Source organism: Occultella kanbiaonis, assembly GCF_009708215.1.
In the GTDB taxonomy this organism is placed as follows: Bacteria; Actinomycetota; Actinomycetes; order Actinomycetales; family Beutenbergiaceae; genus Occultella; species Occultella kanbiaonis.
In genome coordinates, this window is sequence record NZ_CP046175.1 from 4,887,939 (window position 1) to 4,911,509 (window position 23,571).

Here is a 23,571-nt window from a genome sequence, read left to right on the forward strand (position 1 = left end):
TACCTCTTCCTCCATGTTCAAACGAATTCAAGTAAACCAGCAACTGCGCCTCGATGAAAATAATTGACGGCCTCTACTTGAAGTGCGCCAATGATTGACCCACGATGGGCATATGCTCCACGACCGCGGCTCCGACCGCTCGCTCGAGTCCCTCGCCCATTCCGTGTTGTGGCCCGGCTTCACCGGCACGCGAGCGCCCGACTGGTTGCTGCGCGCACGCGATGCCGGGACGCCGGGAGCGCTGCTGTTCGCGCACAACATCGACCCCGATGACGCGGGCCAGGTGTCCCGCCTGGTGGGCGAACTGGATGGCACGCGTGGCAGCCTCGTCGGAGCCGACGAGGAGGGTGGCCTGGTGACCCGGCTGCACGCCCGGGACGGCTCGCCCAGCCCCGGCCACGCGGCGCTGGGTCGCCACGACGTGGCGGCGGACACGGAGATTGTCGCCGAGCAGATCGGCGCCGAGCTCGCGCGCCACGGCATCGCCATCGACCTGGCCCCCGTCGCCGACGTGAACAACAACCCGGCGAACCCCGTCATCGGCAGCCGCTCCTTCGGAGCCGATCCCGAGCTGGTGGCGCGGCACACCGCCGCCTACGTGCGCGGACTGCAGCGCGCGGGCACCGCGGCCTGCGCGAAGCACTTCCCCGGCCACGGCGACACCACCACCGACTCCCATCTCGCCGTCAGCAGGATGGACGTCAGCGCCGACGAGCTCGAGGAGATCCACCTCGCCCCGTTCCGGGCTGCGATCGAGGCCGGCGTCCGCTCCGTGCTGACGGCGCACATCATCGTGCCCGTCCTCGGCCCGGAACCCGCGACCGTGAACCCGCGGGCGCTGTCGATGCTGCGTGGGATGGGCTTCGACGGGCTGATCATCTCCGATGCGGTCGAGATGGAGGCCATCGCGAGCACGCTCGGGATCGGCCCGGGTACGGTCGCGGCGCTCGCCGCCGGCGTGGACCTCGTCTGCCTCGGCAATCAGGGCGCGGACCCGCGCACGCCCGAGAACCCGCACCCGGACGAGTTCGCCTACCGGACGGTGCACACCGCCGTCGTCGACGCCATCCGCTCGGGATCGCTCCGCGCAGAGCGCCTCGAGGAGGCGGCCGAGCGGATCGCCGCCCTCCGTACCTGGGTCGCCGCGCACCGCACGAGCGGGGGCGCGGACGGGTCGCCCGGGACCTCGGAGACCGCGGCTCCGGGCGCCCCGCCGGTCGCACCGAACCTCCCGACGGCCACCGCGGCACGGGTGGCCGCGCACGCCTGCGACGTCCGCGGCGACGTCCGGCTCCGTGCGGACGCGCCCGTCACCGTGATCGACGCCAGGGTGCTGCGCAACCGCGCGGCCGGGCGGGAGGCGGACCTGGTGGGCCGGGCGCTTGCCGCGCGCCGGGCGATCAGCCACCACCGGTTCGATGCCGCTGGCACCGCAGAGCTCCTGCGCGCGGACCCGCCGGGGGAGGTCGTGCTGGTGGTCGACCAGCCGCACCTCGCCGCCGCGGAGCGCCACGCGCTCACCGACGTGCTGGCCTGGCACCCGGACACGGTGGTGGTCCGCCTGGGCTGGCCCGGAGACCTCGGGGTGGACCTGCCCCGGCTGGTCACCACGCACGGCTCGAGCGCCGTCAGCGCGTCCGCCGTGGCCGACCTCCTGCTGGGGTGAGACCGCCTGCGGCGACCTCACCCGGCCAGGCGCCGTCGGGGGTTCGGCGCCGCGGCCAGGAGTCGCTGCGTGTACTCGTGGGTGGGTGCGTCGATCACCTGTTCGCTCGAGCCACGTTCGACGACCGTGCCGTGGTACATCACCAGGGTCTGCGCGGAGTACGCACGGGCTGAGCCCAGGTCGTGGGTGATGTACAGGACCGCGAGCTCCTCGGTCCGGCGCAGCTGGTCCAGGAGATCGAGCATCCCCTTGCGGATCGTCACGTCCAGCATCGAGACGGGTTCGTCCGCGAGCAGCACCTTCGGTTCGGCGGCGAGCGCGCGAGCGAACGAGATCCGCTGCCGCTCGCCACCGGAGAGCTCGTGCGGGAACCGGTGCAGGTAGCGCTCCGCCGGTGCCAGCTCCACCTTCCGGAGCAGCGCGAGGCTGCGTTCCTCCACCTCGTCCGCGCTCATCGGACCGCCGTGGATCCGCAGGGCCCGGCCGAGGGTGTAACTGACCCGGTGCAGGGGGTTCAGCGAGGAGAACGGATCCTGCAGGGTCATCTGCACGGTGCCGGTGTAACGGATGAACGCTCGGCCACGGGTGGCCGAGACCGGCTCGCCGTTCAGCAGGAGCTCGCCGGAGGTCAGCGGCATCAGTTGGGCGAGGAGCCGGCCGACCGTGCTCTTCCCCGAGCCGCTCTGACCCACGAGGGCGGTGACCTCACCGGCGCGCAGCTCCAGCGAGACGTCGTCCACGGCACGGAAGTACTCCCGGCCGAAGACTCCCGCCCGCTTGTTCGTGCGGAAGTCCTTCACCAGGTTCCGTGCCTCGAGGACGACGCGGCCCTGCTCGGGCTCGGGCGGATTCACGACGTCGGTACTCATACGAGGGCTCCCATGTCGGCGAGTGAGGCCAGCAGTGCCTGCGTGTACGGATGACGGGGCTCGGCATAGACCTCGAGGGCCGGCCCGTACTCGACCAGCCGGCCACGCTGCATCACGGCGATGCTGTCGGAGACCTCCAGCAGCAGTGACAGGTCGTGCGTGGTGAAGATGATCGCGAAGCCGTACTCGTCCCGCAGCGCCATCACCTGGTCGAGCACCTCGCGTTGGATCAGCAGGTCCAGCGCCGTGGTCGGCTCGTCCATGATGATCACGTCCGGCTCAAGCACGAGCGCGATGGCGATCGCGACCCGCTGCTTCATCCCGCCGGAGAGCTCGTGCGGATAGGAGGTGACCCGGCCGGCGTCGATGCCGACCTTCTCCAGCATCGTGCGCGCCAGCGCCTCCCGCTCCCGGGCCGGCATGCTCGGCCGGTGCACGCGAAGCACGTCGTCGAACTGCGCCCCGACGCTGGTCACGGCGTTCAGCGCGTTCATGGCGCTCTGGAACACGATCGCGATCTCGTCCCAGCGGTAGCCGCGCAGTTCCTCCGCGGACAGCCCGAGCAGGTCGATGGCCTCCGCCGTGCCCGGACCGGCGTCGCTCGACGCACTCGAACGGGCGCGAGCGGCCCGGTGGTAGGTGATGGATCCCCCGGTCACCTGCGCCGGGTTGCGGAGCAGCCGGGTGATCGCATTGGTCAGGGTGGACTTGCCGCTCCCGGACTCCCCCGCCAGGCCGAGGATCTCCCCGCGGTGCAGGGTGATCGAGACGTCGTCGACGGCGTGCACCACCTGGTCGACGCTGGGGTAGTCGACCTTGAGGTTGCGGACCTCGATGATGGGATCCCCTGGCACGTCGATGGGGCGGAGCTGCGCCTCGGTCGCGGCGCCACCCGAAGACTCGGGGCCCGACACCTCGTTCACGCCGTCCTCGTGCGGGATCGGCGCCATGCCCGGCGAGTCGACGCCCGAGGCCACGGCCGCGGCGCCCGCGGTGCTCAGCGCGGCCGCGTGCGGCCCGCTGGTGCGCACCGCCCGGCCCCGGCTCTTGCCGGTGCGCAGCCGCGGGTTGGAGTACTCGTCGATGCCGAAGTTGATCAGGGCCAGGCCGGCGCCGAGGACCGCGATCGCCAGGCCGGGCGGTACGAACCACCACCAGGCGCCGTACAGGAACGCCTGCGCGCTCTGCGCGAAGTAGAGCATCGACCCCCAGCTCGTGGTCGTCAGCGAACCGAGGCCCAGGAAGGACAGCCCGGCCTCGGCCAGGACCGCACCGATCACGGAGAACAGGAAGCCGGAGGCGATCAGCGGCATGGCGTTCGGCATGATCTCGGAGAAGACGATCCGGGTGCGCGACTCACCGGTGGCCCGAGCGGCCTCGACGAACTCCCGTCGCCGCAGTGACATGGTCTGGGCGCGCAGGACCCGGGCCGAGCCGGCCCACGAGGTGATCGCGATGACGAACGCCACCGAGACCATCCCCCGCGAGGGCAGGTATCCGGTCAGCACGATCAGCAGCGGCATCCCGGGAACGACCAGGAACACCGCCGTGAGGATGTACAACAGGTCGTCCGAGATCCCTCGGAAGTAGCCACCGATGACGCCGACGAGGACCGAGACGATCTGCGAGATGATGCCCGCGAACAGCCCGACGCCGAGCGAGACACGGGCGCCGTACACGAACTGGGCGAAGACGTCCTGACCGGTCTGGGTGGTGCCGAGCCAGTGCGCGCCGGACGGCGGCTGGAGCAGGTCGGTCCCGCTGGCCTGCGGTGAGTAGCTCGTCAGCATCGGGCCGAACACGGCCATCAGCACGAAGAAGATGGCGATGATCAGGCCAGCGCGCACCTTCCCGGACGCCGGCACGAGTCGTGAGAGGTTCATGGTCAGCCTTCCTGACGCGTGCGGGGGTCGAGGAACACGTAGACGACGTCTGCCACGAGGTTCGCGGCGATCACCGCCAGCGAGATGATCAGGAAGAGTCCCTGCATCAGCGGGAAGTCCTGGTTCTGGACCGCCTCGAACAGGGTGTAGCCGACGCCGGGATAGTTGAAGATCACCTCGGTGAGCATCGACCCACCGACGACGGCGCCGAGGGAGAGCGCGAACCCCGTCACCGAGGGCAGGATCGCGTTCCGGGCCGCGTAGTTGACGAGGACCATCCGCTTCGGCAGGCCCTTCGCCTCGGCCATGGTCACGTAGTCCTCGCCGAGGACGGTCACCGTCATGTTCCGCATGCTCAGCACCCATCCGGCGAAGGAGGCCAGGATGATCGTGATCGCCGGCAGGATCCCGTGATAGAGGACGGAGGAGATGAACTCCCAGTCCCAACCCGGCACCAGCCCCGGCTCGTAGGCGTGCGAGACCGGGAACCAGCCGAGGTTCACCGAGAGGACCAGGACCAGGATCAGTGCCATCCAGAAGTACGGAACGGCGTTGAGGAAGGTGAGGGCCGGGAGCAGGTGGTCGGTCCAGGAGCCGCGCCGCCAGGCCAGCACCACACCGAGGCCGGTGCCGATCAGGAAGCTGATCACCGTGGTGATGCCGACCAACCCGATCGTCCACGGCAGCGCACCCAGCACGATCTCGGAGACCGGGACCGGGAAGAAACCGATCGAGAGGCCGAGGTCGCCGGCTGCCAGCGAGGTGAGGTAGTCCCAGTACTGCACGTGCAGCGGGGCGTCGGTGAGCCCGTAACTCTCCGCGATCGCGTCCATGGCGGCCGGGTCGATCCGCCCCGACAGCCGTTCCACGAGGAGGGCGACGGGATCGCCCGGCATCAGCCGGGGGATCAGGAAGTTCATGGTGAGCGCAGCCCAGGCGATGAACACGTACAGCATCACCTTGCGCAGGAGGTACTTCAAGCGGGACAACCTCTCGGATCGGATTCGGCCGGGCGGCGGAGGCGGGCGGGCGGCGGGTGCGCCGCCCGCCCGACCTCGCCGCGGTCAGCCGGCGGGCGTCAGGTTCGTGACGACCAACAGGTTGTCCGGGAACTGGAACGGTGCGCCGAGGGCGTACGGGTCCTCCTCGGTCGGGAACCCCTCCCACCGTGCGGTGTTGTACTGGAACCAGTTCGGGGACTGCAGCATCGCGATGACCGGGAGCTGCTCGACCATGATCTGCTCGAGTCCGTCGAACGCGGCCTGCTGCTCCTCGGGGTCGCTGGTCGCCGCGAAGGATTCCAGCAGTGCGTCGGCCTCGTCGTCGTAGTAGCGGTTGTAGTTCGAGACGACGGTCTCGCCCGGTCCGGTCCGGTACTCGGAGCTCATCATCGAACGGAACAGCGTGTACGGGGTGAGGCCCATCGCCACGGACGCGATGGTCATCTGGTAGTTACCGGAGTTGCGGGCCTCCAGCCAGGCCTCGAACGAGACACCCTGGGGCTCCACGACCACGCCGATCTTCGCGAGCTGCTCCTGGAGCAGGCCGCTCATCGTCACCCAGTCCACGTAGCTCGACGGGATCTGCAGCGCGTAGGACATCCGCTCGCCGTCCGGGGTGGTGCGCACACCGTCGCTGCCCAGCACATAGCCGGCCTCGTCCAGGATGGCGTTCGCCTCATCGACGTCGTAGCTGAACTCGGCGTCGGCGTAGTCCTCGCTCATCACCGACTCGTACGCCGGCAACGGCAGCCCGGTGGGGTGGGCAGCCGGGGTGTATCCCTGCATGGCGACCTCGGAGAGCTGGTCGCGGTCGATGCCGGCGCTGAGTGCCTGGCGCACCGCCACGTCGTCGAACGGTGCCGTCTGCGTGTTCACGAGCAGGTTCACGAGCCCGTCACCGGGGTACCAGTAGGACCGGTGCTCGGGGTCCCCGGAGACATAGATCTGGTCGATGTTGGCGACGAACCCGCCGGACCAGTCGAACTCGCCGGCCTGCAGCGAGCTGTTGAACGTCTGGTCGGAGGACGCCGGGTAGCGGACCTGCTCGACCTCGACCTCGTCGGCGTTCCAATAGCCCTCGTTCGCGCTGAGCGTGTAGAGCTGCTGCCCGAACTGCTCGAGCACGAACGGCCCGGTGGCCACCGGCTCCTCGTTCTGGAACTCGATCGGGTCAACGTCGGCGAACACGTGCTCCGGGACCATCACGGTGTTCGCGATGGAGGCCTGGAACGCGAACGCGACACTGTTGAAGGTCACGTCCACGGTGAGGGGGTCGGTGGCGACCGCGTCGGCGAGGTCGAGCGCACCCGCGTTCGCCGCCGGGTTGTCCCGCATCAGGTTGAAGGTGAAGGCGACGTCGTCGGCGTCGAACGCCTCGCCGTCGGACCAGGTGACGCCCTCGCGGAGCACGAACGTGACGACGGTGCCCTCCTCGTTGAACTCCATCGACTCGGCCAGCCACGGCTGCGCGTCACCGGGGACCATCGGGGTGGCGATCATCAGCGGCTCGTACAGCATGCCCTTGGTGCCCTGGAGCGCCGTCGGGGAGAACGGGTTGAAGTTCTGCTGATAGGTGTTGGCCGTGTTGGCGTGGATCGTCAGCGGCGCGACCGCGCCGGCGTCCTCGCCGGCGTCGTCGCCGCCGCCGGTACAGGCCGACAGGGCGAGGGCGCCGGCCGTCAGCACGGCGGCCAGGCGAATGAACCTCGGGGTTCTCATGTGGTGACCTTTCGATGGGTGGAGCGGGGGAACAAAGGTGGCGTCAGTCGCCCAGGTCGGCACGCAGCACGTCGAAGCGCCGGGTGATGCGGAACCCGGACCGCAGGTAGAGGTGCCCGGCCGGTGAGTCCTCGCCGGTCCACAGGAACCAGGCGCTCTGGGCGCCCTCGGCGCGCATCCGGGTGAGGGTCTCGTGCAGCAGCACCTTTCCGAGGCCGGTGCCGCGAGACGTCTCGTCCACCCCGTACGGGCCGAACCGTTCCCGCAGGCCGCGGTAGGCGCCGTAGGTGGAGAAGCCCACGACGGGACCCTCGGGGTGGCGCGCCAGCAGCACCCTGTCGATCCGTCCGTGCTGCATGACGGAGTCCCGGACCGCCTCACCCCAGTCCGGTGCCAGCCGCTGCGCGGCGAAGGAGATCACCTCGGGCAGGTCGTCGGGGCGGGCGACGGCGAACGCGTACCCCTCGGCGACGCGCGCCGCACGCAGGTCGAGCACATCGGCCGGGGTCGCGTACCCGGCCAGATCGAGGCTCATCGCCGCGGCCGTGTACAGCCGCCGGAAGCCGGCCCGCTCGAACAGCCGGGCGGCGTCCGGGTAGGCGGCCGCGTCGAGGCCCGGCACGAAGTAGGCCAGCGGATACGCGGCGTAGTTGACCCAGTGGGCACCCTTGCCGGCGAGGAACACCCCGGCCCGCCGCACCAGCTCGGTCCCGATGCCCTGCCGGCGCGCCTCGGGCCGGACGCAGCCGATGGTGATCCACCCGCCGTCGGGATCGGGCCCGATGCCCCGCCCGGCGCGCACCGCGTAGACGAAGCCCTGAGCCTGCCCAGTGGCCGCGTCCACGGCCACGATCAGGCCGTCGGGGTCGAAGTTCGGGTCCAGCAGGACTGTGTGGGTGAACCAGTCCTCGCTGACGGCGTCGCGCGGCATCGCGACCGTCGTGAGCTCGGCGAGCCGGGCGGCATCACCGGAACGGTGGGCACGATAGGTGACCTGCAAGGGAATGACCTTTCCGATCTGTTCGATGGTGCTCATTGACGGTGGCTGGGCGGCGGGTACCTCCCTCCGTCGGAGGGCAGGTTCAGTCCAGGGGCGCCATGCCCCAAGTCCGCCCGGAGGAGAGCGCGACGGCGTGGGGCACGCCGGCGAGGCAGCCCCGGGTGATCATCTGGGCCGAGTAGAAGTCGATGTAGCGGAAGCCGTAGGTCTCCCCGCGAGCGAACGCCTGGCCGCTGATGGCCTCGGTCCAGAGCCTGTGCGCCTCCGTGGATATCTCCACGAAGAGGTCCGCATCGAAGCCGGTCGCGTCCTCCCAGTTCTCCGTGAACAGCAGCCGGCCGACACCGTGGCGCGCGGTCTCGTCCTTCCACCCGGGCAGGCCGGCCAGGAACCGACCCCGCTCGGCGACGATCGAGGCGTTCTCGTGGTCGGTGTGGATGCTGCGCCGCCAGTGCGCGAGCAGCGTGGTCGGCCTGATCTCACGAATCAGGTCGGCGACGCGTTCAGCGACCGCGTCGTCGGCCGTGAGGAACCCGTCGGAGATGTCGTCGAAGACGACCACCTCGGCGCCGATCCCGGCCGCGAACGCCCGAGCCTCGGCGATCTTCTGCTCGCGGTAGTCCGTGGCGGACATCCGAGGGTGCCCCCGCTCCCCCGGCGTGAGCGCCACGAGAACGGACCGGCCGCCGTCGAGCACGTTCTGCGCCAGCAGCGGCCCAGCGGCGAGGTCCATATCGCCGATGTGACCGCCCACGGCCATGATCGTCTGAGGTGACAACGGATTCGTCCTTCGTTCGTGTTCGGCGGGGTGTTCAGACGTAGAGAAGTGCGTCCGGCGGCACGATGGGCGTCGGTGGACCGCCGTCGAGGATCGCGCTCAGGTCCGCCCCGCGATCGATTCCCTCGCGCAGGGCCGGCGAGCCCCAGAGGAGGTCGATGAACGGCGGGCGGCCGGGCCGCGCCGGCAGCCAGATCGACTCCCCGGGATACAGGCCGGCGACGGCCTGGAGCACGGCCACGCCGGTCGCGATCGGATCGAACGCCGCGGCGTCGCGCACGTGCAGTTGGGCGCCGTGCACCACGTCGCCGTGCCACTTGCTGAACGTGGGGCGGAAGACGGCCTCCCGGAAGGCGACGCCGGGCAGGTCCCGCTCGGTCAGCGCGACGGCCAGGCGCCCGTCGGTCCAGGACGCTCCGAACAGCTCGAACGGCTTCGTGGTGCCGCGGCCCTCCGAGAGCACGGTGCCCTCCAGCAGACCGATGGCGCCGAAGACGGTCGCGGTGGTCAGCGTTGGCATGTTCGGCGACGGCATGACCCAGTCGTCGTCCGGCGCCCGGCGCTGCCGGCTCCAGCCGGCCAGCTCGATCACCTCGAGATCGGCTCCGGTGCCGACTGCGTCCGGTACGTGGGCGACGTTGAACCACCGTGCCAGCTCGCCGAGGGTGAGTCCGTGCTGGAGCGGGATCGAGACCCGGCCCACGAAGCTGGCGCAGGAAGGATCGAGCCCGGGTCCGGTCCGGACCAGGCCACCGAGGGGATTCGGCCGGTCGAGCACCACGATGCGGATCCCGACCCGTGCCGCGGAGCAGAGCAGGTCGAAGAGCGTCCAGGTGTAGGTGTAGAACCGAACGCCGATGTCCTGGAAGTCCACCAGGATCGTGGCCACCCCGGACTCGCGCAGCAGCCCGTCGAGCCGCGGCCCGTCGCAGCGGTAGGTGTCCAACACCGGCAGACCGGTGCCGAGGTCGACGCCGTCGCCCTCACTCTCGCCGGCCTGCACCGCACCCCAGTAGCCGTGCTCCGGCGTGAAGATCGTGGTCAGCTCCACGCCCGCACCCAGCAGCGCGTCGACGCCACGGCGCAGGTCCTCCGTGACGGACGTGTAGTTCGCGCACAGGCCGATGGGGCCGTCGCCGATCAGGCCGGGTTCTGCGATCGCCCGGCCCAGGCCCGTTCGGACCCGCGCCACATCGTCCACCTCGACCACTGGCCGTTCCCCCACTCGTCATCGACTGATGTAAGTACGCTACACAGATCGTCAGACTAGGGTCAATTAGTTACGTCGACGTTACGCGCGCTTCCCACGCGTGCCGTGCCCCGCGGAGCAGCCTCTCAGAGGCTGCCGACCAGGCCGGGCAGCGCCCCGGCGCGGGCGAACACCGGGATCACCTCGATCGGCGCGTCGACCTCGATCCGCTGCCCGCCGTGGTGCACCTCGCCGGTGCGCAGGTCGGTCCAGTCCGTCCCGGCCGGCAGGTAGACCGGCCGCGAGCGCGCCCCGGCCCGGAGCACCGGCGCGACCAGCAGGTCCGGCCCGAACAGGAACTGATCGGCCACGTCCCACGCAGCCGGGTCGCCCGGGAACTCATGGAACAGGGCGCGCATCACCGGCTGTCCGTCGGTGTGCGCGGCGCCCATCACCGATCGCGTGTAGTCGCGCAGCCGCTCCCGCAGGTGGGCGTAGCGGGACAGGATCGCGAACACCTCCTCGCCGAAGCTCCAGAGCTCGTTGGCGGCGCCGGAGTCCCGGCGGTGGCTCCCGTCCGCGGCCCGGACCCGCTCGGCCGGGCCGCGGTCACCGTGCAGCCGCATCACGGGCAGGAAGGTCCCGAACTGGAACCAGCGCACCAGGAGTTCGTGGAAGGCCGGGTCATCGGTGCGTCCGCCGCCGAACCCACCGATGTCCGTGGTGAACCACGGGATCCCGGCCACGCCCATGTGGATCCCCGCGGTGATCTGGCGGGCCATCGACGCGAAGCTGGAGTGGATGTCGCCGGACCAGACGAGGGCGCCGTAGCGCTGACTGCCGGCCCACGCGGCCCGCACCAGACTGACCGGAGCACCGTCGCCGTCGGCCATCAGTCCGTCATGGAAGGTGCGCGCGAACAGTTGCGGGTAGATGTTGCCGACCTCGCGGACCTGGCCGAGGTGGTACCGGTAGGCGGCGTAGTCGTAGAACGCGAACTCGGGCTCCGCCTCGTCCAGCCAGAACAGCCGGATGCCGTGCCGGGCGTAGTTGGCGCGGCAGGTCTCCCAGAGGAACTCGCGGGCCGCCGGGTTCGTCACGTCCACGAACTGGCTCGGGCCCTCGAACGCCATCTGGACGTCGACGCCCCGGTTGGACAGGGCGAGCCAGCCCTCGCGGGCCATCCGCGCATAGTTCTCCGAGGAGTGCGACACCTGGGGCCACACCGACACCATGAGCTCGATGCCGAGGTCCTTCAGCTCCGCGACCATCGCGGCCGGATCGGGCCAGAACTCCTCCTCGAACCGGTAGTCGCCCATGTGCGGCCAGTGGAAGAAGTCGGCGACGATGACGTCCATCGGCAGCCCACGCCGTTTGTGCTCCCGGGCCACCTCGAGCAGCTGCTCCTGGTTCCAGTACCGCAGCTTGCACTGCCAGAAGCCGAGGCCGTGCTCCGGCATCATCGGCGCGTGCCCGGTGGCGTCCGCGTAGGCGGCGGTGATCTGCGCCGGCGACGATCCCGCGGTGACCCAGTAGTCGATCTGCCTGGTGGACTCGGCGACCCACTCGGTGCGGTTGCTCGCGAACGTCGCCCGGCCGACCGCGGGATTGTGCCAGAGGAACCCGTAGCCGGCACTGGACAGCACGAACGGCACGCTCACCTGCGAGTTGCGGTGGGCGAGCTCGAACGTGCAGCCCTTGATGTCGAGGATGTCCTGCTGGTACTGACCCATCCCGTAGAGCTTCTCGGTGGGATCGGCCACCAGGGCGAGCGTGGTGGCATAGGTACCGCCGTCCTGCGCCGAGTAGTCCCGAGCCCGCAGCTTGAGGGCGCCGCCGGCGTCCGCCTCGGCGAACAGCAGGCGTCCGTCGGCCCCGTAGAACTCCAGCCGGCACGCGAAACGCTGGTAGCCGGACTGTCCGTCGAAATGGTCCCGGGCGGTCGCGACGACGCGCAGCTCACCGTTGGTCAGGGTCGCCACCGAGCCGTCGACGGCGACCCTCACCTCCTCGTGGGCACCCGCCTGCGGTGGCAGCAGCGCCCAGTCGGTGTCGATCACGTCGGCCCCGTGGGCGGCGCGCACCCGTACCGAGTCGGCGCCCCAGGCCTGGACCACGAGGGTCTCGCCACCGCCTCGCCAGGTGAGGCTCTCGGCGTCGGTCCGGAAGTGGTGATCGGTCATGCGGGTTCGAACTCCGTTGGGTTGGTGGGACGGCCAGGGGCCGCGCGGACGGGTCAGACGATCCGCGGGTCGTCCAGGTCGAAGTAGACGCGGTACGGCGTCCGTTCGGCGATCTCCGACAGCGGCCGCAGGTCGCCGAGCGGCAGGCGAGCCGTCCCGACGCCGACGGGCGTGTATCGCACGCCGTCGCCCGGCTCGAAGGCCTGGTCGAGGTCGACCATCTCCCAGGGGGTCGGGAGCGAGATCGGCATGGTCCAGTCGGCCTTCTGCGCCAGCACGACCGGGCCGTGCGCGAAGGCGACCCGGTTCGGGTGCCGGGCGTCGACCGGCAGGACCCGCAGCCCGGCACCGATCGTGACGTCGATGACGTCGCCGTCGCACCAGTCCCGGTCGATGACGAGCCAGCCCCCTGCCGTCGCGACCGCGGGCACCGGCTCCCCGTTCACGGCCGCAGCGAAGCCGTCGCTCCAGGACGGGACCCGCAGCCGCAGCGCCAGGTGACCGGAGCCGCGCAGGGTCAGGCGGGCATCGTCGGTCTGCGGGAAGGAGGTCTGGAGGGTGAGGCCGAACTCGCGTCCCTCGTGTTCCCAGGAGACCGTCGACGGCACGTAGAGCAGCACGGCGAGTCCGTCGTCGGCCGCGTAGTAGAGGAAGTTCGGGAGTTCGGAGACGCACTGGAGGTACGTCCCGGAGCAGCACGGCCAGTCGTCCCAGTGCGGCAGCTTGGTGGCGACCCCGAGGCGGTAGTCCTGGTAGTAGGGCGTCCGGCCACCCGGCCTGACCGGCGTCACCGCGCCGATCCCGGAGTAGACGAGCTGCTCGACCCAGTCCCCGTAGCGCGCCTCGCCGGTGTACGTCAGCAGGGCCGCGGACACCTTGAACGCGGCCCACGACCCGCACACGATCTCGGCGGAGTCGGTGCGCCACTCGAGGCTGCGCCCGAGCGCGCCGTCCTCCGGCAGCGTGAACTCGCTCGGACCGTAACCGCCCGTGGCAAACGTCTGCGTCGTGGTGAAGTACGTGTGCGCGTTGCGCACGATCTCCAGGTACCGGTCCTCGCCGGTGGCCTCGTACGCCGCGGCCGCCGACGCGAACGTGTTCAGGTGCGAGTACGCGTGCAGCCAGGTCGGGACCGGCCAGGGCAGGCCCGGCTGGGGCTCCGTCAGGAAGCGGTCCCAGTAGGCGTCGTAGTGCCACTCCCGCGCGAACTCGCCGACCCGCTCGTCCGCACCGGCCAGCCAGGCGCGGTGGAGGTTCTCGGCGAGGGTGTACCACTCGAGGGTGCGGGCATGGCTGGTCGGCCCGATCCGGCCGCCGGCGAAGTCGCGCGCCGACGGCGTCGGGCGGGCCCGGTCGAAGGTCCGGTCCGCCCAGGGCACGGTCCGTTCGAGGAGCGCGAGCGCCGGCTCGTGCCCGGTGTGGGTGAACGTGTCGACGAGTCCGCAGATGAGCTTCTCGTAGCCGTACAGGGACATCCGGACGTCACCGTCGGGACCGACCGTCTCCGCGAAGCCGTCGACCAGTTCGATCGCCCGCTCGCTCGCCGCCGCCACGCCGGCGGTGACGCCGAGGCGGGCGAGTCCGCTGACCCACTGCCCGAACGTGGGTTCCGAGGTCACCGTGGACCACCCGGTCAGGGGCGCGCCGGGAGCGGCCCGGCCGGCCGCCGTCCGGAAGCCGTGCAGGACGTCGTCCGGGTCCATGGCGAGATAGGTGTCCGCGGCGTCCGCGATGCGCTCGGCCAGCGGCCCACTCTCGATCCGGACCCGCCCGGTGTGCCCGAGCGGCCGCAGTACCTCCTGCGCGCGGACGCGCTCGGACCGTTCGACTCGTCTCCTCGACACCTGTTGTTCCCTTCAGACCTGAGAGTGGCTGGGTACCTGCGACGGGCGCGGTTCCTTGGCCGGCCGGGGCAGCACGCCGCTGCGCCACAGCCAGGCCGACGTGAGCAGGGCGGGCACTGCCACGCCGAAGACGGGGATCAGGCCCGGAACCACGTAGTACACGCAGAGCGTCACGGCCAGCACCGCGGCCGTCCCGATCGCGGTCAGCGGGCGAGCCAGGACAAGCACCGCCGCGCGCCGCAGCGTCGCCAGTGGCCCCTCGTCGAAGTGCGCGGCCAGCATCCAGACCGAGGCGCACGCCAGGAACAGCACCGCGGCCGCGAACCACAGCACCGCCGCCACCCCGGCCGCCAGACCCTGGGCGCCTGCCGTGGTGAGGAGACGGTGCTCGACCAGCAGCAGGGCCCACGCCGCGGTCAGCGCGTACCCGATGAGGTTCGCCGAACCCAGCTCCGCGCGCCAGGCGGCCGCGAACTCGGCCCGCAGCGGCGCCCGGTGGGGGTCATCGGGACGCATCACGTCCCGACGCAGCACAGCATGCACCGCGGCCGTCGCCGGGAACACCCCGACGACCACCCCGCCCCGCAGCGTGTACAGCAGCCACAGGAGGTTCAGGAGGAACAGGCGCAGACCGATCTCGCCGGCGCGGGTGTGCCATCCGAGCAGGCGCAGCATCAGCCCTTCACCGATCCGATCATGACGCCCTTCTCGAAGTACCGCTGCAGGAACGGGTACAGCACGATGATCGGCAGGGTGGAGACCACGATCACGCCGTACTTGATCTGGTCCGCGTACTGCTGGGCGTAGCTGCCGCCCGTGCCGCCCGCGCCACCGGCACCGCCGGCGAACGCCTGGTTGGAGATCAGGATGTCCCGGAGCACGATCTGCAACGGCTGTCTGTCGTAGGTACGGACGAACACCAGCCCGGTGAAGAAGTCGTTCCAGTGCTGCACCAGGTAGTAGAGCCCGATCACCGAGATGATCGCCATGGACAGGGGGATCGCGATCTTCGCGAAGAACTGGAAGTAGTTCGCCCCGTCGATCGTGGCGGCCTCGAAGATCTCCTCGGGAAGGGAGTTCTCGAAGAACGCGCGCGCGATGATCAGGTTGAAGACGTTCACAGCGGACGGCAGGACGAACACCGCCCAGTTGTCCAGGAGGTTGAGGTCCCGGTACAGCAGGTAGGTGGGGATCAGCCCGCCGCTGAAGAACATCGTGAACGCGAAGAACAACATGAGCACCTTGCGGGGTGCGAACTCGCGCCGGGACAGCGCGTACGCGGCCGGCAGGGTCACGAGCAGGTTCAGCGCCGTCCCCGCCACCGTGTACAGGAGCGTGTTCCGGTAGCCGGTCCAGATCCGGCTGTCGGCGAAGATCTGCTCATAGCCGAACCAGGACCACCCGCGCGGCCAGAAGGAGACCCGGCCCGTGGCCACCAGGGTCGGGTCCGAGACCGAGGCGATCATCACGAAGTACACCGGGTACAGCGTGACGAACAGGATGAGCCCGCAGCTCAGCGCCAGGAACACCGCGAAGGCGATGTCCCCGGGGCTGCGGTGCCGAAGCCTTTTCAGCATGGTCGTCATTCCTCTCACCACAGGCTCGTGTTGGCGACGCGCTTGGCGATCTGGTTCGTGACCACCAGGAACACGAAGTTGATCGCCGTGTTGAACAGCCCGATCGCCGTCGCATAGCTGAACTGGTTGGACAGGATCCCGATCTTGTACACGTAGGTCGAGATCACCTCCGAGACGGAGAGGTTCAGCGGGTTCTGCATCAGGAAGATCTTCTCGAAGCCGGCGTTCAGCACGCCGCCCATGTTCAGGATCAGCAGCACGATCATGGTCGGGATCAGAGCCGGCAGATCGATGTGGCGAACGATGCTGAGGCGGCCGGCGCCGTCGATCTTCGCCGCCTCGTAGAGCTGGGTGTCCACGCTGGCCAGGGCGGCCAGGTAGATGATCGAGTTCCAGCCGCAGTGCTGCCACACCTCGGAGATCACATACACCGGCACGAACGCCGAGGGGTCGCCGAGGAAGTTCACCCCGGTCAGTCCCAGGCCCTCGAGGAACCGGGTGATCAGCCCCGAGGTCGGCGAGAGGAACACCTGCAGCATGCCGACGATCACCACGATGGAGATGAAGTGCGGCAGGTAGGTGGCCGTCTGGAGGAACTTCTTGCGCGACCTGCCGATCACCTGGTTCACGAGCAGCGCCAGCGCGATCGGGGCGATGAAGCCCACCACCAGGGTGGTCACGCTGATCACCACGGTGTTGCGCATCAGGGTCCAGAACTGCGGACTCTCGAAGAACTGCCGGAAGTACTTCAGTCCCACCCACTCCCCGCCGGTCAGGCCGGCGGTGAAGTCGAACTCGCGGAACGCGAGCTGGATCCCGTACATCGGGATGTAGGAGAACACCGCCACGAACGCGATGGCCGGGGCGGCCATCACCCACAGTTGCCAGTACCTGCGGAAGTGGCGGCGCAGGCCCCGGGGCGGGGGCACACCGGCCCCGGTCGCGGCCCTCGAGCGCCGGCCCGCCGCCTTGACCGGCGTGGGTTCGATCAGCGTCATCCTGGCCTCCTTCGGCCGTTTGGCCGGGCCCGCCGCCGTCATGGCGGCGGGCCCGGGAGGTGATCAGCCCAGCGAGGCGATGTACTCGTCGTAGTAGCCCTGGTAGATCTCCACGTTCTGCGGCACGCCCGCGGCCTCCAGCTGGGCGACGTAGTCGTCCCAGCCGGCCTCCGCGCCGCCCTCGGTGATCCAGGTCGCCCAGTTCTGCATCGCGATGGCGAGGAAGTTGGTGTTGTTCAGCGAGACGGTCGAGGAGTCCTCGGCGCTCAGGCTGAAGAACTCCGCCGGGAACACGTCCTCGACCGGGTCGACGTTCGCCAGCGCATCGGCCAGCGGTTCGGCCTGGTCGTTGGCCTCCTGCAGGTCGGAGGGCAGCACCACCTCGATGTCGTCACGGATCCACATCGGCCCGTTGTCCGCCAGGGAGGTGGTCCACTTCCAGGTGGAGGGGTCCGAGGTCTCGTCGGCGGGCGGCAGCACGGTGTACGCGTTCTCGCCGGTCTCCTCGATGTTCGGACCGATGTCACCCCAGAGGACCTGCACCGAGATGTCCTGGTCGTAGAAGGCGTCGATCACTCGCAGGGAGGCGTCACGAGCGTCCGTCTGCGCGGACATCGTGATGCTGTTCGGCCCGTAGTTCAGCGAGTAGTTGTCGTAGCTCCAGACCACGTCGGAGGCGTCGGCACCCGGCGCGGCCATCGGCGCGGTGGCTGCGTACTGCGGGGCGAGCTGGGCGCCGAAACGGTCGGACGCCGTCCAGCCCCAGGAGAACCCGACGGTCGCGTCGTCGCCGTTGCCACGGCCGACCGACTGGTAGGCGGAGTAGTCCTGCGTCATGACCTCCTGGCTGATGAGGCCCTCGGCGTAGCAGTCGTGCAGGAACTCCACGACGTCGCGGTAGCGCTCGTCGGTGAAGAAGTTGCCCACCTCGCCGTCCTCGACGAAGTAGCCGGCGCCGCCGCCGCCCGTGATCGGCAGCCCGAGGCTGCCCAGGAACGCGGAGGGCTGGAAGAAGCCGAAGCCGCCGGTCCCGGTCGGCGACCAGTCCATCGGGATCTCGTCACCGGCGTCGCCGTTGCCGTTCGCATCCTCGTCCTTGAACGCCTTCAGGACCTCGAAGAGCTCGTCCCAGGTGGTCGGCATCTCCAGTCCCAGGTTGTCCAGCCACTGCTGGTTGATGTACTGCCGGGTGGCGGTCTGTGGCCAGAACCGGCGATAGCTCGGCAACGAGAACACCTCGCCCTCCGGCTGCGTGGCCATCACCTCGGTCTCCGGGACCGCCTCGAACATGCCCTGCACGTTGGGCAGCGCGTCCAGATCGTCGCTGAGGTCCTCGAACAGCCCGTTGAACGTGACCAGGTCGGAGTCGGTGATCGCGTTCACGCCGACCACCAGGTCGGGGATGTCGCCGGCGGCCAGCATCGTGGACTTCTTCTGGTCCCAGTCGGCGGAGACCTCCTCCCATTCGATGGTCACGTCGGCCATCTCCTCGAGCTGAGCAACCCAGTCCATGTCGGACATCGGGCCGGTCAGGGGGTGCTTGAGCACCAGGATCTGGATGGTCTCGCCGCCACCCCCGTTGCCGCCGTCGTCTGCGCCGTCATCGCCGCCGGACGTGCAGCCGGCGAGCACGAGCCCGCCTGCCACGACCGCGGCGGTCGCCGTCAGTGCCTTCCTCATCATTGAGCCCTTCGTGTGGTGATTCGGTGGGGGGTGCGTCGTCCGCGACTCAGTCGCGGGCGACCGGGAGCCAGACCCGCATCGCGCCGGGGGCGCGGTTGCCCCAGGTCGCGAACGGGATGGCGGTCACTGTGGTGATGCCCGACGGCGGAATGTCGCCGGGGTCCGTTCGGTACAGGTCGGTCGGTGGTGCGCTCACGCGGAACGTGAGCTCGATGCCGACATCGCCGGTGGCATCCGCGGTCGCGGCCACCTCGCGCGGCGCCTGCGCGGTCACGACGGTCAGGTCGTCGACCTCGGTCGACCCCGTGACGTCGGCCTGCTCGATGCAGTACACGACCGGGCCGCGCTCGAGCGCGACGCAGCCGCGGACGGCGTCCACGCGCGGGTGCCCGGTGGTCCAGCGCGGCGTGAGGTCGAGGTCCAACCGGTACCGGGCGCCGTCGACCAGCTCGACCCGGGCATAGCCGTCGGCGTCCGCCCGGGACGCTGCGCCGTCGGCCCCGTCGATGCCGACGGTGACCAGCGCGGAGGGCGCCGACCACCCCGGGACCCGCACGGCGAGCCGTGCGCCGGGGCGCACCGTGCCGCGCACTGCGAGCGTCACCGCACCGGTGCGCGGGTAGTCGGTCTCGATCGTCAGCGTGCCTTCGCCCAGGTGGGCGGGGAGGTCGATCTCGGCGCCGGCGAACTGGTGCACGAGGAGCTCGTCGTCGGTGCTGCTGGCGACGTACGCGGCGAGCTGGGCCACCACACGGGCGATGTTCGGCGGGCAGCAGGCGCAGGCGTACCAGGGGGTGCGCTCGCGCGGCGCGTTCTCCTCGGAGTAGCGGTCCGGGCGCAGCTGGAGCGGGTTGGAGTAGAAGAACCGGGTGCCGCCCGCGTCCACCGAGGCTGCGAGCGCGTTGTGGATCTCGCGCTCGATGGTCTCGGCGTAGCCGGACCCGCCGTGGGCCAGGGTCATCCGCCAGTTCCAGTGCAGGTCCGCGATGGTGGCGCAGGTCTCGGCGTACGCGCGTTCTGACGGCAGCTCGTAGTCGTCGCCGAACGCCTCGTCGCGGTGCCGGGCGCCGAACGCGCCGGACAGGTACATCTTGCGCTCATGGGCGCTGGCCCACTGGGCGTCCATGGCCGCCAGCAGCGCGGCCTCGCCGGTCTCCAGGTAGAGGTCGGTGACACCGGCGTTCAGGTACAGCTGGCGCACGGCGTGCCCGACGGCGGAGCGCGCCTCGCGTACGGGTGCGTGGTCCTGGAAGTAGCGGGCGCCGAGCGAGCCGACCTTGAGCAGGCCGCGGCCACGCAGGTCGATCATGCGTTGGGCGAGGTCGAGGTGGGCGCGCTCACCGGTGTGCCGGTACAGCTCGACGAGGGCCGTCTCGATCTCGGGGTGCCCGCAGACACCCTCGATGCCCTCGGGCCCGAAGGTGGCGTGGATCAGGGCGATGAAGCGCTCGGCGATCTCGAGCAGGTCGGCGCGGCCGGCGGCGCGGTCGAGGGCGATCGCGGCCTGGACCATGTGGCCGAGCACGTACATCTCGTGGGTCCACTCGAGCTCGACGAATCGCTTCTCGGGATGGACGCCCTGGATCCAGGTCATCACGTAGCCGGAGTCGTCCTGGACCCGGGCGACGAGTCCGATGACCTCGTCGAGCCAGGCGTTCCACCGGTCGGTGCCGGACCGGCCGATCTCCCAGGCCACCGCCTCGATCACCTTGTACAGGTCCGAGTCGGCGAACACGAAGCCGCGGAAGTCCGCGTCGGACTCGGAGACCAGCCGGCGGAAGTTGTCGAGCACCCCGGACGCCTCGAGCTGGTCGATGCAGTGCGGGATGGTCGCGGCCGCGTTCAGGTCCTGCCAGGCACCGAGGCGTCCGTTCGGGTCGAGCCGCACGGCGCGCAGGTCCAGCGGACGCTGCACGGCGACCGGTCCGGTCGGCACGGCGGGCGCGACGGTGCGGTGGCCCACGGACCCCTCGAACGTTGTTGGCACGGTCAACTCTGACTCCTTCATCGGTGCGACGAGGACCATTGTTAACGCTCTCATTCAGCGTTGTCAATCGGCAAGCCATCAGCGTTGTCATTTCGTTGTCAGACCGTTGCTCGACCAGCGGCGGGGCAACGGGCCGGTCAGCCGGTCAGGCCGGTGACACGCATGGTGATGTTGATCCGGCCGGCGGTGAGGCCGCAGCCATCGGGCGCCGTGCCCGGGTGGACCTTCTGGATGCCGTGGTAGGCGAGCCGGGACGGACCGCCGAACACGAACAGGTCCCCCGAGGCGAGGTCGATGTCCTGGTACGGCTTGTTCCGGCTCTCGGTATTGCCGAACCTGAACCGGCTGGTGTCGCCGATCGACAGGGAGACGACGGGCGCGAGGGAGCGCTCGTCCCTGTCCTGGTGCATGCCCATCCGGGCCTGGTGGTCGTAGTAGTTCACGAGGGCCGTGTCCGGCGTGTAGTCGTCGCCGGCGCTCGGGTCCCCGGTCACCTCAGCCAGGGCCAGGCGGCCCAGCCGCACCATCCAGGCCGGGAGGTCGAGCACCCGGTTGCCGTTCACGTCGACGGCCTCGCGGGTGTACTCGTAGGGGCGCCAGTGCCAGCCAAGACAGACGGTCTTCACGCTCATCTCGTGCCCGCGGACCTTTGCCGCCCGGATCGGCACCGGTCCGTCGGCCCACTCGCGGAACCTGGCGACGATCCACGCCTGCTGGTCCAGGGTCAGCCAGTTCGGCACCCAGGTGGCGCCGTCCGCGAGCTGCCGGCGGGGCCGGGCCAGCAGGTCGTCGCCGAAGAGGCCGTCCATCACCGCTCCTTCCACGCCGCGTACTCGTGCCGAAGGCATACGCCACAGGGGCGATACCCGGCCGCGATCGCGGTGGCCTCGTCGGCGAAGAACACTCGATCCGTCACGTACCCGCCTCTCGCGATCGCCCGCAGCGCGGCCGGGCAGTCCAGCCGCCCGTAGATCCTCCCGCGCCGATGTCCACCCAGTACACCGGGGGTCGTGGAGCGGTACGGCCTTCCGTCGGGGCCCTGGAGGAGGTAGCTGGTCATCATGTCCCCTGAAGTCGCGGCGCAGACCCGGAGTGTGAGGTGTGACGCCCTACCCGTCCCGGCCAGCCGGAGCCGACGACTCCCGGGGCACCAGATGCGCGCCGGTGTGCACCACCCGGGGCGGCTCGTCCCGGCCACCGATCCGCTCGATCAGCATCCGCACCGTGGCGGCGACCATCTCCCCCTGCTCGGGGCTGACCGAGGACAGCGGCGGCGTCGTGAACTCGGCCTCATCGGTGTCGTCGAAGCCGGTCACCGCCACATCCTGCGGCACCCGCAAGCCGTGGCTGCGCAGCCCGCGCAGGGCTCCGACCGCCATCGCGTCGTTGAAGCACATGACGGCGTCGAACTCCACGCCGGTCTGCAACAGGCCCACCACGGCCTCGTAGCCGGAGGCGCGCCGGTCCCAGTCCGACCCGGTGACCAGCAGTCGCTCGTCGAGCGCGATGCCATGGGCGGCGAGCGCGTCGAGGTACCCGGCGAACCGACTTCCCTGCGGCGCCCCGCCCGGGCCGATGCCGATCAGTGCGATCCGGCGGCGGCCGGTCTCGAGCAGGTGCTCGGCCATGGCCCGGAACCCCGTGCTCTCCCCCATGATGACGCAGTCGAACGTCGGCATGATCCCGCCGCCGAGCTGCACCACGGGCCGCGGCGGGACCGCGTCACCGAGGACCTCGGGGCTCAGTCCGTGCGGGCACAGGATCACGCCGTCGACGTCCGGGGTGGTGATGCCGAGCACCGCGTCCCGCTCGGCCGCGGTGTCGTGGGCGATCCGCAGCGTAGTCGTCAGCCCGTGCTCCTCCAGCGCCAGGATCAGCCGCTCGGCGACCTCGGCGAAGTAGGGCTGGTAGATCATCGGCACCACCACGGCGACCCGCCCGGTGCGGCCCGACGCCAGCCCGCGGCCGGCCTCGTTGACGGCGTAGCCGGCCTCCGCGACGGCCGCGAGCACCCTGGCCCTGGTGGCCTCGGCGACGTAGCGGCGCCCGAGCAGCACGTTGGAGACCGTCTTGGCCGAGACACCGGCCCGCACGGCCACGTCCGCCAGGGTCGGCCGGCTCATCGTGGCGCTCCCATCGTCGATTCGCGCCGGACCAGCTCCACGGGCAGGACCACGCGTCGGGGCACGGCCGGCGCGGTTCCGGCGATCCGCTCGGCGAGCAGGTCGAGCGCAGCACGGGCCAGTCGCGCCGGCCCGGGGTCGACCGTGGTCAGGGACGGCGTCGAGAACCACCCGTCGTCCAGATTGTCGTACCCGAGCAGGGCCACCTCGCCCGGCACCTCCACGCCGCGGGCGGTCAGCGCGGACAGCGCACCGAGGGCCACCTCGTCGTTGACGCAGATCAGGGTGTCGGTGCCCGGGTGGGCGGCCAGGGCGTCGACCGCGGCGGCGGCACCCCAGCCGCGGTCCCATTCGCCGTCGGGCCGGATCACGGGCACCGTGGCCTCGAAGCCGGCCGCCGCGAGCGCCGCGCGGGTCACCGCGCCCGGTTCGGCGAGCGCGCCGGGGGTGCGCGGCCCACGGTCCGCGCCACGGTCACCGCCGAGCAGGAGAGGTCGACGGCGTCCGAGCACCGCGAGGTGGCGCGTCACCATGCCCATGGCGGAGGCCACGTCGTCGAGCACGAGGTCCGCGTCCGCGTCGTCGCCCTGCACCACGACGACCGGGCGGTCGGTGAGGGCTCCGTCGAGCGGGAGTCCGGCGCCGTCGTCGCCGATCAGGACGACGCCGTCGTAGCTCGGTCCGCGACCGTCCAGTACCGCGCGGATCCGGGTCGGGTCACCGTGGCTCGGTTCGACCGCCGACTGCAGCCCGCGTCGGTCGGTCTCGGTGACGAGCGCCTCGACGAGCGCCGCGAGGTAGGGCCGGCGCAGCCCCGCGACGGCGATGCCGATCACCCCGGTCCGGCCGGTGCGCAGGGCTCGGGCACTGCCGTTCGGCACCCAGCCGAGGCTCGCGATGGCGTCCCGGACGCGGGCGACCGTCTCCGGCCGGATGTGGGGTTCGCTGTTGACCACCCGGGAGACCGTCTTCAGGGACACCCCGGCCAGCGCAGCCACATCCCGCATCGTCGCCGCCATGTGGTCAGGGTAGGCCCGAGTCAGCCCCGGACTCGCATCGTCGGACTGCCCC

At 70.5% G+C, this 23,571-nt stretch carries 19 protein-coding genes; 1 reads left to right on the forward strand and 18 read right to left on the reverse strand.

Features of this window, described 5'->3' with window-relative positions:
* The first annotated feature begins 112 nt into the window (after positions 1–112).
* Positions 113–1,666, forward strand: a complete 1,554-nt coding sequence (locus GKS42_RS22425) for a glycoside hydrolase family 3 protein (RefSeq protein WP_154795842.1) — start codon at positions 113–115, stop codon at positions 1,664–1,666.
* Positions 1,667–1,683: 17 nt separating this feature from the next.
* On the opposite strand, the gene GKS42_RS22430 is transcribed toward GKS42_RS22425, so the two are convergent.
* From GKS42_RS22430 to GKS42_RS22515, 18 genes are all read right to left on the reverse strand, one after another.
* On the reverse strand, positions 1,684–2,535 hold the full coding sequence (locus GKS42_RS22430; protein WP_154795843.1) for an ABC transporter ATP-binding protein: 852 nt from the start codon (positions 2,533–2,535) through the stop codon (positions 1,684–1,686).
* Entirely contained in the window at positions 2,532–4,418 is a 1,887-nt protein-coding gene (locus tag GKS42_RS22435) for a dipeptide/oligopeptide/nickel ABC transporter permease/ATP-binding protein (RefSeq protein ID WP_154795844.1), read from the reverse strand. The genes GKS42_RS22430 and GKS42_RS22435 overlap by 4 nt, the downstream gene beginning before the upstream one ends.
* Positions 4,419–4,420: 2 nt before the next feature.
* Positions 4,421–5,398 carry an ABC transporter permease gene (locus GKS42_RS22440; RefSeq protein ID WP_154795845.1) on the reverse strand — a complete coding sequence of 326 codons (978 nt, stop codon included), beginning with the start codon at positions 5,396–5,398 and terminating at the stop codon, positions 4,421–4,423.
* Positions 5,399–5,482: 84 nt separating this feature from the next.
* The gene (locus GKS42_RS22445; protein ID WP_154795846.1) at positions 5,483–7,138 is read right to left on the reverse strand and encodes an ABC transporter substrate-binding protein; all 1,656 of its coding nucleotides are present in this window, start codon (positions 7,136–7,138) and stop codon (positions 5,483–5,485) included.
* Positions 7,139–7,181: 43 nt separating this feature from the next.
* Complete coding sequence (locus GKS42_RS22450; RefSeq protein WP_154795847.1) at positions 7,182–8,174, reverse strand: GNAT family N-acetyltransferase; 993 nt, start codon at positions 8,172–8,174, stop codon at positions 7,182–7,184.
* Between the two features lie 46 nt (positions 8,175–8,220).
* Positions 8,221–8,916, reverse strand: a complete 696-nt coding sequence (locus GKS42_RS22455) for a PIG-L deacetylase family protein (protein WP_154795848.1) — start codon at positions 8,914–8,916, stop codon at positions 8,221–8,223.
* Between the two features lie 34 nt (positions 8,917–8,950).
* The gene (locus GKS42_RS22460) at positions 8,951–10,108 is read right to left on the reverse strand and encodes an exo-beta-N-acetylmuramidase NamZ family protein (RefSeq protein WP_154795849.1); all 1,158 of its coding nucleotides are present in this window, start codon (positions 10,106–10,108) and stop codon (positions 8,951–8,953) included.
* 143 nt (positions 10,109–10,251) lie between these two features.
* Positions 10,252–12,288 carry a glycoside hydrolase family 31 protein gene (locus GKS42_RS22465; RefSeq protein ID WP_154795850.1) on the reverse strand — a complete coding sequence of 679 codons (2,037 nt, stop codon included), beginning with the start codon at positions 12,286–12,288 and terminating at the stop codon, positions 10,252–10,254.
* Between the two features lie 53 nt (positions 12,289–12,341).
* The gene (locus GKS42_RS22470) at positions 12,342–14,132 is read right to left on the reverse strand and encodes a beta-L-arabinofuranosidase domain-containing protein (RefSeq protein WP_154795851.1); all 1,791 of its coding nucleotides are present in this window, start codon (positions 14,130–14,132) and stop codon (positions 12,342–12,344) included.
* A gap of 12 nt (positions 14,133–14,144) precedes the next feature.
* The gene (locus GKS42_RS22475) at positions 14,145–14,807 is read right to left on the reverse strand and encodes a YesL family protein (protein ID WP_154795852.1); all 663 of its coding nucleotides are present in this window, start codon (positions 14,805–14,807) and stop codon (positions 14,145–14,147) included.
* Entirely contained in the window at positions 14,807–15,709 is a 903-nt protein-coding gene (locus tag GKS42_RS22480; RefSeq protein ID WP_232847800.1) for a carbohydrate ABC transporter permease, read from the reverse strand. The genes GKS42_RS22475 and GKS42_RS22480 overlap by 1 nt, the downstream gene beginning before the upstream one ends.
* Before the next feature lie 14 nt (positions 15,710–15,723).
* A complete protein-coding gene (locus tag GKS42_RS22485; protein WP_154795854.1) occupies positions 15,724–16,707 on the reverse strand; it encodes an ABC transporter permease in 984 nt (327 codons plus the stop codon).
* 63 nt (positions 16,708–16,770) lie between these two features.
* Entirely contained in the window at positions 16,771–18,387 is a 1,617-nt protein-coding gene (locus GKS42_RS22490; protein WP_154795855.1) for an extracellular solute-binding protein, read from the reverse strand.
* Positions 18,388–18,436: 49 nt separating this feature from the next.
* The gene (locus GKS42_RS22495; RefSeq protein ID WP_232848136.1) at positions 18,437–20,377 is read right to left on the reverse strand and encodes a glycoside hydrolase family 127 protein; all 1,941 of its coding nucleotides are present in this window, start codon (positions 20,375–20,377) and stop codon (positions 18,437–18,439) included.
* 137 nt (positions 20,378–20,514) lie between these two features.
* Positions 20,515–21,186, reverse strand: coding sequence for an alpha-ketoglutarate-dependent dioxygenase AlkB family protein (locus GKS42_RS22500; protein ID WP_154795857.1), 672 nt, complete (start codon positions 21,184–21,186; stop codon positions 20,515–20,517).
* Positions 21,186–21,440 (reverse strand): Ada metal-binding domain-containing protein, encoded by a 255-nt coding sequence (locus GKS42_RS22505; RefSeq protein WP_354002681.1) that lies wholly within the window; start codon positions 21,438–21,440, stop codon positions 21,186–21,188. The genes GKS42_RS22500 and GKS42_RS22505 overlap by 1 nt, the downstream gene beginning before the upstream one ends.
* 46 nt (positions 21,441–21,486) lie before the next feature.
* Complete coding sequence (locus GKS42_RS22510; RefSeq protein WP_154795859.1) at positions 21,487–22,500, reverse strand: LacI family DNA-binding transcriptional regulator; 1,014 nt, start codon at positions 22,498–22,500, stop codon at positions 21,487–21,489.
* On the reverse strand, positions 22,497–23,519 hold the full coding sequence (locus GKS42_RS22515; protein WP_232847801.1) for a LacI family DNA-binding transcriptional regulator: 1,023 nt from the start codon (positions 23,517–23,519) through the stop codon (positions 22,497–22,499). The genes GKS42_RS22510 and GKS42_RS22515 overlap by 4 nt, the downstream gene beginning before the upstream one ends.
* Positions 23,520–23,571: the final 52 nt, after the last annotated feature.

Coding starts and splice junctions, on each gene's coding strand:
- GKS42_RS22425 (WP_154795842.1), top strand. CDS start 113: ATGCTCCACGACCGCGGCTCCGACCGCTCGCTCGAGTCCCTCGCCCAT.
- GKS42_RS22430 (WP_154795843.1), bottom strand. CDS start 2,535: ATGAGTACCGACGTCGTGAATCCGCCCGAGCCCGAGCAGGGCCGCGTC.
- GKS42_RS22435 (WP_154795844.1), bottom strand. CDS start 4,418: ATGAACCTCTCACGACTCGTGCCGGCGTCCGGGAAGGTGCGCGCTGGC.
- GKS42_RS22445 (WP_154795846.1), bottom strand. CDS start 7,138: ATGAGAACCCCGAGGTTCATTCGCCTGGCCGCCGTGCTGACGGCCGGC.
- GKS42_RS22450 (WP_154795847.1), bottom strand. CDS start 8,174: ATGAGCACCATCGAACAGATCGGAAAGGTCATTCCCTTGCAGGTCACC.
- GKS42_RS22465 (WP_154795850.1), bottom strand. CDS start 12,288: ATGACCGATCACCACTTCCGGACCGACGCCGAGAGCCTCACCTGGCGA.
- GKS42_RS22475 (WP_154795852.1), bottom strand. CDS start 14,807: ATGCTGCGCCTGCTCGGATGGCACACCCGCGCCGGCGAGATCGGTCTG.
- GKS42_RS22480 (WP_232847800.1), bottom strand. CDS start 15,709: ATGCTGAAAAGGCTTCGGCACCGCAGCCCCGGGGACATCGCCTTCGCG.
- GKS42_RS22485 (WP_154795854.1), bottom strand. CDS start 16,707: ATGACGCTGATCGAACCCACGCCGGTCAAGGCGGCGGGCCGGCGCTCG.
- GKS42_RS22490 (WP_154795855.1), bottom strand. CDS start 18,387: ATGAGGAAGGCACTGACGGCGACCGCCGCGGTCGTGGCAGGCGGGCTC.
- GKS42_RS22500 (WP_154795857.1), bottom strand. CDS start 21,186: ATGGACGGCCTCTTCGGCGACGACCTGCTGGCCCGGCCCCGCCGGCAG.
- GKS42_RS22505 (WP_354002681.1), bottom strand. CDS start 21,440: ATGATGACCAGCTACCTCCTCCAGGGCCCCGACGGAAGGCCGTACCGC.
- GKS42_RS22510 (WP_154795859.1), bottom strand. CDS start 22,500: ATGAGCCGGCCGACCCTGGCGGACGTGGCCGTGCGGGCCGGTGTCTCG.
- GKS42_RS22515 (WP_232847801.1), bottom strand. CDS start 23,519: ATGGCGGCGACGATGCGGGATGTGGCTGCGCTGGCCGGGGTGTCCCTG.